General features: G+C 72.4%; 11 protein-coding genes and 1 tRNA gene. 6 read left to right on the top strand and 6 right to left on the bottom strand.

The window, feature by feature from the left end; all coding sequences use genetic code 11:
* Both LPA27_RS16805 and LPA27_RS16800 read left to right on the top strand, forming a co-directional pair.
* The coding region (locus LPA27_RS16805; RefSeq protein ID WP_228943173.1) for an SDR family NAD(P)-dependent oxidoreductase at window positions 1–825 on the top strand (825 nt) is incomplete at its 5' end.
* A 121-nt stretch (window positions 826–946) separates the two neighbouring features.
* Window positions 947–1876: an SDR family NAD(P)-dependent oxidoreductase gene (locus tag LPA27_RS16800; protein ID WP_056864804.1), complete on the top strand. Its 930-nt coding sequence runs from the start codon at window positions 947–949 to the stop codon at window positions 1874–1876.
* A gap of 77 nt (window positions 1877–1953) precedes the next feature.
* On the opposite strand, the gene LPA27_RS16795 is transcribed toward LPA27_RS16800, so the two are convergent.
* Window positions 1954–2035: transfer RNA gene (locus LPA27_RS16795), tRNA-Tyr, on the bottom strand.
* Window positions 2036–2173: 138 nt separating this feature from the next.
* Here LPA27_RS16795 and LPA27_RS16790 point away from each other — a divergent pair.
* Entirely contained in the window at window positions 2174–2665 is a 492-nt protein-coding gene (locus tag LPA27_RS16790) for a YajQ family cyclic di-GMP-binding protein (RefSeq protein ID WP_056864805.1), read from the top strand.
* Between the two features lie 75 nt (window positions 2666–2740).
* On the opposite strand, the gene LPA27_RS16785 is transcribed toward LPA27_RS16790, so the two are convergent.
* From LPA27_RS16785 to LPA27_RS16770, 4 genes are read right to left on the bottom strand one after another with little or no spacing between them, the layout of a single operon-like run.
* Window positions 2741–3775, bottom strand: a complete 1035-nt coding sequence (locus tag LPA27_RS16785; protein ID WP_228943172.1) for a sulfate/molybdate ABC transporter ATP-binding protein — start codon at window positions 3773–3775, stop codon at window positions 2741–2743.
* Between the two features lie 19 nt (window positions 3776–3794).
* The gene (locus tag LPA27_RS16780; protein ID WP_228943171.1) at window positions 3795–4625 is read right to left on the bottom strand and encodes a sulfate ABC transporter permease; all 831 of its coding nucleotides are present in this window, start codon (window positions 4623–4625) and stop codon (window positions 3795–3797) included.
* Window positions 4618–5484 carry a sulfate ABC transporter permease subunit CysT gene (gene cysT, locus LPA27_RS16775; RefSeq protein ID WP_228943170.1) on the bottom strand — a complete coding sequence of 289 codons (867 nt, stop codon included), beginning with the start codon at window positions 5482–5484 and terminating at the stop codon, window positions 4618–4620. Before cysT ends, LPA27_RS16780 begins: the two co-directional genes overlap by 8 nt.
* Window positions 5481–6530 carry a sulfate ABC transporter substrate-binding protein gene (locus tag LPA27_RS16770; RefSeq protein ID WP_056864809.1) on the bottom strand — a complete coding sequence of 350 codons (1050 nt, stop codon included), beginning with the start codon at window positions 6528–6530 and terminating at the stop codon, window positions 5481–5483. Before LPA27_RS16770 ends, cysT begins: the two co-directional genes overlap by 4 nt.
* A 254-nt stretch (window positions 6531–6784) precedes the next feature.
* Here LPA27_RS16770 and LPA27_RS16765 point away from each other — a divergent pair, with 254 nt between their 5' ends.
* Both LPA27_RS16765 and LPA27_RS16760 read left to right on the top strand, forming a co-directional pair.
* On the top strand, window positions 6785–8731 hold the full coding sequence (locus LPA27_RS16765) for a 2-oxoacid:acceptor oxidoreductase subunit alpha (protein WP_056905336.1): 1947 nt from the start codon (window positions 6785–6787) through the stop codon (window positions 8729–8731).
* Window positions 8732–8734: 3 nt separating this feature from the next.
* The gene (locus LPA27_RS16760; RefSeq protein ID WP_416383247.1) at window positions 8735–9820 is read left to right on the top strand and encodes a 2-oxoacid:ferredoxin oxidoreductase subunit beta; all 1086 of its coding nucleotides are present in this window, start codon (window positions 8735–8737) and stop codon (window positions 9818–9820) included.
* A gap of 114 nt (window positions 9821–9934) precedes the next feature.
* On the opposite strand, the gene LPA27_RS16755 is transcribed toward LPA27_RS16760, so the two are convergent.
* Entirely contained in the window at window positions 9935–10348 is a 414-nt protein-coding gene (locus tag LPA27_RS16755; protein ID WP_056864812.1) for a hypothetical protein, read from the bottom strand.
* A gap of 93 nt (window positions 10349–10441) precedes the next feature.
* Here LPA27_RS16755 and rarD point away from each other — a divergent pair, with 93 nt between their 5' ends.
* A complete protein-coding gene (gene rarD / locus LPA27_RS16750) occupies window positions 10442–11353 on the top strand; it encodes an EamA family transporter RarD (RefSeq protein WP_228943169.1) in 912 nt (303 codons plus the stop codon).
* The last annotated feature ends 2 nt before the right edge of the window (window positions 11354–11355 follow it).

Below are 11355 nucleotides of genomic sequence, written 5' to 3'. Positions count from 1 at the left end.
CGCGACCCCGCCGCGCTCGACCGCGCCGCCGCCGCCTGCCGCGACGCCGGGGCCGCCGCCACCCTGGTGGTGCCCACCGACCTCACCGACCCCGCCCAGGTGGAGGCGTGCGTCAGGGCCGCGGTGGCGGCGTACGGTCGGCTCGACGCGGTGGTCACCACCGCGCAGGGCATGGCCTACGGCACCGTGGAGCAGGTGCCGCGCGAGGTCTTCGAGCACGTCGTCGAGACCGCGGTGCACGGCACCGCCCACCTCGTGCGCGCCGCACTGCCCGTCTTCCGGGCCCAGGGCGCGGGCACCCTCGTCGTCGTCAGCTCCCTGCTGGCCGAGGTGGCGGTGCCCTCGATGAGCACCTACGTCACCGCCAAGTGGGGCCAGCTCGGGCTGGTGCGCTCGCTGCAGCTGGAGCTGCGCGACGAGCCGGGCCTCCACGTGTGCCTGGTGTCCCCCGGCGCCATCGACACCCCCATCTACGACGAGGCGGCGACCTACGCCGGCAGCCGCGGGTCGGCCCCGCCGCCGGTGGTCGGGCCCGACCGGGTGGCCCGTGCGGTCGAGCGCTGCCTCGACCACCCGCGCCGCCGCCACGTCGAGGTGGGCCCCGCCAACCTGGCCACGATCCTCGGCTTCCGGCTCGCGCCCTTCGTCTACGACCGCGTCGTCGGTCCCGCCGTGCGGGCCGTGGTGCTGCGCGGGCCCGCCGTGGGCCCCGACGGCGGCAACGTCCTCGAGGCCGCCCCCGGCGGCCACACCGAGCGCGGCGTCTGGACCCTCCTCGGTCGCCGCCGCACCCGCGAGGGCAGCGGGGCCCGCTGGCGGCGCTGAGCCCGCCTCGCGCCCCTCGCGCCCCGCCACGACCGCTGCACCGTCCCGGCACCGTCCCGGCACCAGCCCGGCACCGCCCCGGCACCATCCCCTGCTCGACCCCACCGCACCAGGAGTCCCCGTGCCGTCCCTCCCCTCCTTCCTCCCCCAGCTCCCGCGCCTGCCCCTGCCGCTGCTCCTGCCGGCACCGGCCGCCGTCGCCCGGGCCGCCGGGCTGCTGCGCCGCTCCGACGCCGGACCCCACCCGCGGGTCGTGGTGGTCACCGGCGCCTCGAGCGGCATCGGCCGCGCCACCGCCCTGGAGCTGTCGCGCCGCGGTGACCACGTCGTGCTCGTCGCTCGCCGCGAGGAAGTGCTCGACGAGGTCGCCGAGGTGTGCCGCGACGAGGGCGCCGCCTCCGCGCTGGTGCTGCCCGCCGACCTCGACGCCGACGAGGACGTCGCCGCGCTGGTCGACCTCGTGCTCGAGCGTCACGGCCGCGTCGACGCGCTCGTGCACTCGGCCGGGGTCGTGGCCTACGGGCGCGCCGAGGAGCTCGACGCCGAGACCTTCGACGCCGTCGTGCGCACCAACCTGCTGGCCTCGGCCAACGTGGCCCGCCACACCATGCGCGTGCTGCGACGCCAGGAGCGCGGCGTGCTCGTGCTGGTGGGCTCCCTGCTCGGGCACGTCGCCGTGCCCGACATGACGCCCTACGTCGTGAGCAAGTGGGGCGTGCGCGCCCTGGCCCGCCAGCTGCAGATCGAGAGCTCCGACCTCCCGCACGTGCACGTCTGCCACGTCTCGCCGGGCAGCGTCGACACCCCGATCTACGACAGCGCCCTCGACTCCGCCGGCATGGTCAACCGGCCCCCGCCGCCGAGCATCAGCCCCGAGCGGGTGGGCCGCCAGCTCGTCGCCTGCCTCGACGCCCCCGGCCCGCGGGCCCAGACCGGCCTGACCAACTACGCCCTGGTCGCGGCCTTCACCCTGGCCCCGGCGGTGTGGGACCGAGCGATCGGGCCGGCCTTCGACCTGCTCTCGCGGCGCCCCGCCGGCACCCAGGACTGACCCGGACCGGGTCGGGCCCGCCTGGGCCGGGCCGCAGACGAGGAACGCCCCCGGTCGGTGGAGACCGGGGGCGCTCGTGGCAGGTGAAGGATTCGAACCTTCGAAGGCAAAGCCGACGGATTTACAGTCCGCTCCCATTGGCCGCTCGGGCAACCTGCCGGGTGTCGCTCACCCCCGGCTTGGCCGGAGGACGACGAGGCGAAACAATAGCGCAGCCCCCGGCACAGGAGGAAAACACCGGCCGGGGCCGACCCGATCACCCGCAGCGACCAGCTGCCACCAGCGCAGAGGACCGACATGGCCGACTCGTCGTTCGACATCGTCAGCAAGCTCGACCGCCAGGAGGTCGACAACGCCCTGGGGCAGACCGCCCGCGAGATCGCGACCCGCTTCGACTTCAAGGGCACCGGCGCCACCATCGAGTGGCAGGGCGACCAGGCCATCGAGATCAGCGCCTCGGCCGACGACCGCGCCAGCGCCGTGCTCGACGTCTTCAAGGGCAAGCTCGTCAAGCGCGACGTCAGCCTCAAGGTGCTCGACGCCTCCGAGCCGCGCCAGTCGGGCCAGCAGAGCAAGATCGCGATCGCGCTCAAGGAGGGCATCACCTCCGAGGACGCCAAGAAGATCTCCAAGCTGATCCGCGACGAGGGCCCCAAGGGCGTCAAGGCCCAGATCCAGGGTGACGAGCTGCGGGTGTCGTCGAAGAAGCGCGACGACCTCCAGGCCGTGCAGGCACTCGTGCGGGGCCAGGACTACGACTTTGCGGTGCAGTTCACCAACTACCGCTGAGGCGCCCCACCCGGCCACCGGACGAGGGGCCCGGCCGCGGGTGGGAGGGTGCGCTCCCACCCGCGGCCGGGAGTCTCAGACCCCCGAGGTGACGGCCGCGCGGCGTCCGGCCGGCGCCATCGAGGAGACCGTCGTGGCGCCGGAGGCCGGCGTCAGCCACACCTGCGTGCCGGCGTCGAGGCCGAGCTGGCGGGCGTGGGTGCGGGTCAGCACCACGGTGGTGTCGGGGCTGGCCTGGGCCGAGACCGCGGTCGGGTCGCCGTCGCCGGTGCGCACCGTCACGCGGACCTCGAAGCCGACCCGCAGCACACGGGTGACCGTGCCGCGCACCGCGCCGGCGAGGCCGGGCTGGAGCGCGACCTCGATGTCGTGCGGTCGCAGCACGACGCCACCCAGGGTGGTGACCTCGCCCAGGAAGCCCATGACGAAGTCGTTGGCCGGCTCGTCGTAGAGCTGGTCGGGCGAGCCCACCTGCTCGACGCGGCCCTCGTTGATCACCACGATCTCGTCGGCGACCTCGAGGGCCTCCTCCTGGTCGTGGGTCACGAAGACCGTGGTCACGTGCACCTCGTCGTGCAGCCGGCGCAGCCAGTCGCGCAGCTCCTTGCGGACCTTGGCGTCGAGCGCACCGAAGGGCTCGTCGAGCAGCAGCACGCTCGGCTCGACCGCCAGGGCGCGGGCCAGGGCCATGCGCTGGCGCTGGCCGCCCGAGAGCTGGGAGGGCAGGCGGTGGGAGAACTGGGAGAGGTGGACGAGCTCGAGCAGCTCCTCGACCCGGTGGGCGATCTCCGCCTTGGGCCGCTTGCGGATCTCCAGGCCGAAGGCAACGTTCTTGGCCACCGTCATGTGCTTGAAGACGGCGTAGTGCTGGAAGACGAAGCCGACGTTGCGCTTCTGCGCCGGCAGCCCGGTGGCGTCGACGCCCTCGATCGAGACGGTGCCGGAGTCGGCGGTGTCGAGGCCCGCGATGATGCGCAGCAGGGTCGACTTGCCGCCGCCCGAGGGGCCGAGCAGTGCGGTGAGCTGGCCCGTGGGCAGCGAGACCGACACGTCGTCGAGGGCGACGAAGTCGCCGAACTTCTTGGTGAGACCTGAGACTTCGATGCTCATGGGTGGCTCCTTCGGGAGGTCACGAGTCGTGCTTGGGGCGGAGGAAGGCGACGACGAGGAGGCAGGCGATGCTGACCAGGATCAGCAGGAAGGACGTCGCGTAGGCCGTCTCCTGCTGGAAGTTCTGGTACTTCTGCTCGACGACGAGGGTCGCGGTCTGGGTGCGGCCGGTGATGTTGCCCGAGACGATCTTGACCGCGCCGAACTCCCCGACCGAGCGGGCGAGGCTGAGCACCACGCCGTAGACCACGCCCCACTTGATGCTGGGCAGGGTGATCCGCCAGAAGGTCTGGGGCGCGTTGGCGCCGAGGCTGCGCGCGGCCTGCTCCTGGTCGTCGCCGACCTCGACCAGCACCGGCACGACCTCGCGGATGACCAGCGGCAGGGCCACGAAGCAGGTGGCCATGATCATGCCCGGGGAGTCGAAGATGACCTGCACGCCGCGGGCCTCCAGCTCGGGCCCGACCAGGCCGTTGCGGCCGTTGTAGGCCAGCACCAGCGCGAGCCCGACCACGACCGGCGACACCGACAGCGGCAGGTCGATGAGCGCCGAGAGCACCCGCTTGCCGGGGAACTCGTAGCGCACCAGCAGGATCGAGATGGTCACGCCGAAGACCAGGTTGATCACCACGGCCCAGAAGGCGATCATCGCCGTCAGCTGCAGCGCCCCGGTGACCTGCTCGTCGCCGAGCGCGTCGACGAGGTTGCCCAGGCCGTTGCCGAAGGTCTGGCGCACCAGCAGCGCCAGCGGCCAGGCCACGAGGAAGAACACGTAGCCGACGGCCAGGACCCGCAGGCCCCACTTCACCGGCGGCGAGACCATCGTGGTGGTCGTGCCCCGGCTAGCCACGACGCGACACCCGTCGCTGGAGCACGTCGAGCAGCACGATGACCACCAGCGCGATCGCCAGCATCACCGAGGCCAGCGCGGCCGCGGAGGCGGTGTTGCCGTTCTCGATGAAGGTCAGCACCCGCACCGAGACCACCTCGGTCTCGTAGGGCTTGTTGCCGCTCAGCAGGACCAGCGAGCCGTACTCGGAGATCGCGCGGGCGAAGGACAGCGCCGCACCGGCGGTGATGGCCGGCACGAGGCTGGGCAGGATGACGCGCCGGAAGATCGTCGACCGCTTGGCCCCCAGCGAGGCGGCCGCCTCCTCGACGTCGGTCTCGAGCTCCTCCAGCACCGGCTGCACCGTGCGCACGATGAAGGGCAGCGTCACGAAGGCCAGGGCCAGCGTCACGGCGTTGGGCGTGAAGGCCCAGTGCAGGCCCAGCGGGCTGTTGGGCCCGTAGAGCGAGAGCAGCACGAGCCCGGCGACGATGGTGGGCAGGGCGAAGGGCACGTCGATGACGACGTCGAGGGCGCGCTTGCCCCAGAAGCGGTCGCGCACCAGCACCCAGGCGATGACGGTGCCGACCACGACGTTGACCAGCGTGACCAGGACGGCCTGGGAGACGGTCAGGGTGACCGCGGCCCAGGTCTGGTCGTTCTGCAGGACCGAGAGGTAGCGGCCCCAGCCGCCCTCCGCGGCCGCGGCGACCACGGCGGAGAGCGGGAGCAGCACCAGGATGCTGAACCACAGCATCGCGATGCCCAGGCCCAGGCCCGCGCCACGCGTCAGCGTGCTGCGGGGGGTCGTACGGCGCACGCGCCGGGGCCGGCGTCCCTCGGGGGACGCCGGCCGCTCGAGCACAGGGGTGCTGGTCACTCCTCGCCGACCTTGCCGGTCTCCTGCTGCAGCTCGGTGATGATGCCCAGCGGGTTGCCGTCCTCGCCGTCGCCGAAGTAGAGGTCGGCCGCCTCGCCCCAGCCACCGAAGTCGTCGTCGATGGTGAAGAGCTCCTCGGGGGTCGGGAACGGGTCGGCCGGGTCGTTGGCGCCCTCGACCTCGCCCACGTCGACGCCGTCGACGACGGGGCGGAAGCCCGACTGCGCGTAGTCGGCCTGCGCCTCGGGGCTGGTCATGAAGTCGAGGAAGGCCTGGGCGGTCTCGTCGGCGTCGACGGTGACGGCGGCGGGGTTCTCGATGAGCAGGGTGTCCGGCGGCACGACGTAGTCGATGTCGGCGCCGCTCTGCTTGGCCAGGATGGCCTCGTTCTCGTAGGACAGCAGCACGTCGCCGCTGCCGTCGGTGAAGGCCGTGGTGGCCTCGCGGCCGCTGCCGGGCAGGGCGATGGTGTTGTCGAGCAGCGAGGTCACGAAGTCGCGCGCCTCGTCCTCGGTGCCGCCGTTGCCGGCGATGTGGGCCCAGGCCGCCAGGATGTTCCACCGCGCCGAGCCCGAGGAGCCGGGGTTGGGGGTGATGACCTCGACGCCGGGCTCGACGATGTCGTCCCAGGTCTCGATGCCCTCGGGGTTGCCCGAGCGCACGACGAAGACGACGACCGAGGAGGTCGCGATGCCGTTGGTGGCGTTGTCCTTCCAGTCCTCGGCCACGAGGCCGTCGCCGACCAGGCGGGTCACGTCGGTCTCGAGGGAGTAGTGCACGACGTCGGCGTCGGCGCCGGCCTCGACGGCACGACTCTGGTCGCCGGAGGCGCCGTAGGAGGTGGTGAAGTCGCCGACCGACATCCCCTCGCCGGCGTCGGTGCCGACGAAGTCCTCGAAGACCGGCTCGTTGGCCGCCTCCATCACCGAGAAGGCGTTGACGCTGATGGTCTCGCCCGACTCGCTGCCGCTGGAGGTGGAGCACCCGGTCAGGGCCAGCACCCCCGTCGCACCCAGCGCCAGCGCCGCCTTGAGCTGCTTGTTCATCGTGTGTCCCTTGTCCGCCCCTGCACCCAGAGGCTGCTCACCACTCCTGACGGAACAGGAGTGAACAACCAATCTCGCGTAGATTACTGCACAAAAGATGTTTAAGTGACCACTGGTCTGGACACAGTCGTCCGGCGCGTCGCGCGGGCTCTCGTGGGCGGCGCCGGCGGGGTCGTCCAGGACCTGGAAACCCGGGGCGCCTCGCGTGACGCGGGCTACAGTCCGAAGACGTCCGAGGCGAGGAGTGTCGCGAGGTGTCGAAGCAGGTCAAGCAGCTCGATCGGGTCATCATCAGGTTCGCCGGGGACTCCGGTGACGGCATGCAGCTGACCGGCGACCGGTTCACCCAGGAGTCGGCGGCCTTCGGCAACGACCTGGTCACCCTGCCCAACTTCCCGGCCGAGATCCGCGCCCCCCAGGGCACGCTGCCGGGCGTGTCGTCCTTCCAGGTGCACTTCGCCGACCACGACATCCTCACCGCCGGCGACGCCCCCGACGTGCTGGTCGCCATGAACCCCGCGGCCCTGCGGGCCAACCTGCCCGACCTGCCCCGCGGGGCGACGATCATCGTCGACACCCACGACTTCGGCGGCCGCAACCTCACCAAGGCCGGCTACGACTCCGACCCGCTGGCCGACCTCGGGTCCCCCGGCTCGCCGCTGGCCGACTTCGCGGTCCACCCCGTGGACCTCACCGGCATGACGGTGGGGGCGGTCAAGGAGTTCGGGCTCTCGCGCAAGGACGCCGCGCGGGCCAAGAACATGTTCGCCCTGGGGCTGCTGTCGTGGATGTACGGCCGCCCGACCGACTCCACCGAGGCGTTCCTCGCCAAGCGCTTCGCCAAGGTGCCGGCCATCCGCGACGCCAACCTCGCCGCCTTCTCCGCGGGGTGGAGCTTCGGGGAGACCACCGAGACCTTCGCGGTGCGCTACGAGGTCAAGCCGGCGCCGATGGCCCCCGGCACCTACCGCAACATCACCGGCAACCTCGCGCTGTCCTACGGCCTCGTCGCCGCGGGCGTGCAGTCGGGGCTGCCGGTCTTCCTGGGGTCCTACCCCATCACCCCGGCCTCCGACATCCTCCACGAGCTGAGCAAGCACAAGGCGTTCGGCGTGACGACCTTCCAGGCCGAGGACGAGATCTCGGGAGTCGGCTCGGCCATCGGCGCCTCCTTCGCGGGCCACCTCGGGGTGACCACGACCTCCGGGCCCGGCGTGGCGCTGAAGTCGGAGGCCATCGGCCTGGCGGTCATGACCGAGCTGCCCCTCGTGGTCATCGACGTGCAGCGCGGCGGACCCTCCACCGGGCTGCCCACCAAGACCGAGCAGGCCGACCTGCTCCAGGCGATGTTCGGGCGCAACGGCGAGGCCCCGGTGCCGGTCGTCGCGCCGCAGTCGCCCGGGGACTGCTTCGACGCCGCCCTCGAGGCCACCCGGATCGCGGTCACCTACCGCACGCCGGTCATCCTGCTCTCCGACGGCTACCTCGCCAACGGCTCCGAGCCGTGGCGCATCCCCGACGTCGAGGACCTCCCGCGCATCGACCCGGGCTTCGCCACCGAGCCCAACCACGTGGTCTCCCCCGACGACCCCGACACCCGCGACTTCTGGCCCTACCTGCGCGACGAGGACACCCTGGCCCGCCCCTGGGCCGTGCCGGGCACCCCCGGCCTCGAGCACCGCATCGGCGGGCTCGAGAAGGGCGAGGGCCACGGCAACATCTCCTACGACCCCGCCAACCACGACCGCATGGTCCGCACCCGGCAGGCCAAGGTCGACCGCATCGCCGCCTCGCTGCCGCCGCTGGAGGTCGACGACCCCTCGGGCGCAGCCTCGGTCCTGGTCATCGGCTGGGGCTCGACCTACGGCCCCATCGGCGCGGGCGTGCGTCGCGTGCGCCGTGCCGGCCACCGCGTGGCGCAGGTGCACCTGCGCCACCTCAACCCCTTCCCCGACGACCTCGGGGAGATCCTGCGCGGCTACGACAAGGTCCTCGTGCCGGAGATGAACCTCGGGCAGCTCTCACTGCTGCTGCGCGCGCGCTACCTCGTCGACGCCGTGGGCTACAACCACGTGCGCGGGCTCCCGCTCAAGGCCGCCGAGCTCGCCGAGGCCATCGGCGCCCTCGTGGCCGAGGCGGAGGGCGTCGAGGTCGACCTGTCCGCACCCGCCGGCGACCCCGCCGACCACCCGGAGGACTGAGCGATGACCACCACCGACCTGCCCGTGCCCGCGATGCGCGGCACCGAGGGCGTGCCGACCCTGGCCGAGGGCGAGAGCCAGACCGGCAAGGACTTCACCTCCGACCAGGAGGTGCGCTGGTGCCCCGGCTGCGGCGACTACGCCGTGCTCAAGGCCGTGCAGTCCTTCCTGCCCGACCTCGGCCTGCGCCGCGAGAACATCGTCTTCGTCTCCGGCATCGGCTGCTCCAGCCGCTTCCCCTACTACCTCGACACCTACGGGATGCACTCCATCCACGGCCGGGCCCCGACGATCGCCACCGGCATCGCCACGGCCCGCGAGGACCTCTCCGTGTGGGTCGTCACCGGCGACGGCGACGCGCTGTCGATCGGCGGCAACCACCTGGTCCACGCGCTGCGGCGCAACGTGAACATGACCATCCTGCTCTTCAACAACCGGATCTACGGCCTCACCAAGGGCCAGTACTCCCCCACCTCCGAGGTCGGCAAGATCACCAAGTCGACCCCGATGGGCTCGGTCGACCAGCCCTTCAACCCCGTGTCGCTGGCGCTGGGCGCGGAAGCCACCTTCGTGGCCCGCACCATCGACTCCGACCGCAAGCACCTCACCGGGGTCCTCGCCGCCGCGGCGGCCCACCGCGGCACCTCGCTGGTCGAGATCTACCAGAACTGCCCGATCTTCAACGACCACGCCTTCGACGGCCTCAAGGACCGCGACTCGGCCGAGCGGGCGGTCATCCCCCTCGTGCACGGCGAGCGGATCACCTTCGGTGGCGGGACACTGGGGCTGGCGCGCGACGCCACCTCCGGCGGTGTCAGGGTGGTCGAGGTGGGCGACGTCGTCGAGACCGAGCTGCTCGTGCACGACGCCCACGCCGAGGACCCCTCGACCGCCTTCGCGATCAGCCGGCTCACCGACGCGGGCTACCTCAACCGCTCGCCCATCGGCGTCTTCCGCCAGGTGGAGCGCCCCACCTACGACGACCAGACCCGCGCACAGGTCTCGGCGGCCCGCGACGCGGCCCCGGGCGAGCCGGCCGAGCGGCTGGCCGGCCTCATCGGCGGCGGCGACACCTGGACGGTCGTCTGAAGCCGGGTGGGTGGGCGCCGCGGCTGGGCGCCGAGGCCCCCGCGACGCAGCAGGGCCCCCGACCGCTGGTGCGGCGGGGGCCCTGCGTGGTCGCGCGCCTCAGGGGCGCCCGGCTCAGAGCTTGTAGATGTAGATCGCGTTCGGCGACACCGCGGCCTTGTAGCGCTCGGTGGCGCGGACCTTGACGCGGTAGTAGACGCGCTGGGCGCCACCCTGGGGGCCGTAGACCCGCTTGGTGTAGCGACCGGCGTCGTTGGTCTTCGCCTTGGCCCAGGTCTTGTAGGAGTTCTTGCAGTTGGTGTCGCGCTGGCAGACCTTGCGCTCGACGATGTACTTGATCGGGCCCGAGCCGGGGGTGATGCGGCCCTTGATGAAGAACTTCTGGCCGTCCTGGTCGCCCTTCAGCTCGATGGTGCGAGCCTCCTTGGCCGGGGCCGGCGCAGCGGTCGAGGGGGAGGTGAAGACGAGGGAGATCGAGAGGGCGAGCAGCAGCGACGCGAGGCCGGCGACGAGGCGGGTGATCCGCATGGGGGCTCCTGGGTTCAGGTGTGGGGGACGCCTCGAACCTGCCCCGCGCGGACCTCGGTAAACACCGGTCTCGACCGGACTTATGCTCCCCCGGTGTCCGACTCTCGCCGCGGCGTGGCCCTCGGGGCCGCGGCCTACCTCATGTGGGGCGCCTTCCCCCTGTACTTCCCGCTCCTCGAGCCCGCCGGCGCGCTCGAGATCCTGGCCCACCGCATCGTCTGGTCGGTGCTCACCATGGGCGTGCTCGTGCTGGCGCTGCGACGGACCGCCGGGGTCAGGGCCCTGCTCGCCTCCCGACGCACCACCGCCCTGCTGGCCCTGGCCGCGGTGACCATCACCTGCAACTGGGCCACCTACATCTACGGCGTCACCAACGGCCGCGTGGTCGAGACCTCGCTGGGCTACTTCATGAACCCCCTCGTGACGGTGCTCATGGGCGTCCTGCTGCTCGGCGAGCGGCTGCGTCCGCTGCAGTGGGTGGCGGTGGGCATCGCGGCCTCCGCGGTCGCCGTGCTCACGCTCGACTACGGCCGACCGCCGTGGGTGGCCCTCGTGCTCGCCTTCTCCTTCGGGACCTACGGGCTGGCCAAGAAGACCGCGGGCGCCCCCGCGGTGGAGAGCCTCGCGGTCGAGACGGTCTTCATCGCGCCCTTCGCCGGGGCCTACCTGGCGTGGCTGGCCACCACCGGCACCGCGCAGTTCGGGCAGCACGGCGTCGGGCACGCGCTGCTCTTCACCACCCTCGGCGTCGTCACGGCGGTGCCGCTGCTGTGCTTCGGCGCGGCCGCCACGCGGGTGCCGATGGTGACGCTGGGGCTGCTGCAGTACCTCGCGCCGATCCTGCAGTTCGCGCTCGGCGTGCTCTGGTACGGCGAGGACATGCCGGCCGGCCGCTGGGCCGGCTTCGTCCTGGTCTGGCTCGCGCTGGTGCTCTTCACCGTGGAGGCGGTCGGCCACCACCGGCGCCAGCTGCGGCTGACCGTCGCGGCCTCGAGCGCCGCCTGAGC

The organism is Nocardioides sp. Leaf374 (assembly GCF_916862475.1).
Lineage (GTDB): Bacteria > Actinomycetota > Actinomycetes > Propionibacteriales > Nocardioidaceae > Nocardioides > Nocardioides kribbensis.
Note: the sequence above shows the minus strand (reverse complement) of the source record. Positions and strands in the feature narration are given on the sequence as shown.

Bases quoted from the DNA above. Each gene is read 5' to 3' on its own strand.
- LPA27_RS16760 (WP_416383247.1), top strand. From the start codon at position 8,735: ATGACCACCACCGACCTGCCCGTGCCCGCGATGCGCGGCACCGAGGGC.
- LPA27_RS16755 (WP_056864812.1), bottom strand. From the start codon at position 10,348: ATGCGGATCACCCGCCTCGTCGCCGGCCTCGCGTCGCTGCTGCTCGCC.
- LPA27_RS16790 (WP_056864805.1), top strand. From the start codon at position 2,174: ATGGCCGACTCGTCGTTCGACATCGTCAGCAAGCTCGACCGCCAGGAG.
- LPA27_RS16785 (WP_228943172.1), bottom strand. From the start codon at position 3,775: ATGAGCATCGAAGTCTCAGGTCTCACCAAGAAGTTCGGCGACTTCGTC.
- LPA27_RS16770 (WP_056864809.1), bottom strand. From the start codon at position 6,530: ATGAACAAGCAGCTCAAGGCGGCGCTGGCGCTGGGTGCGACGGGGGTG.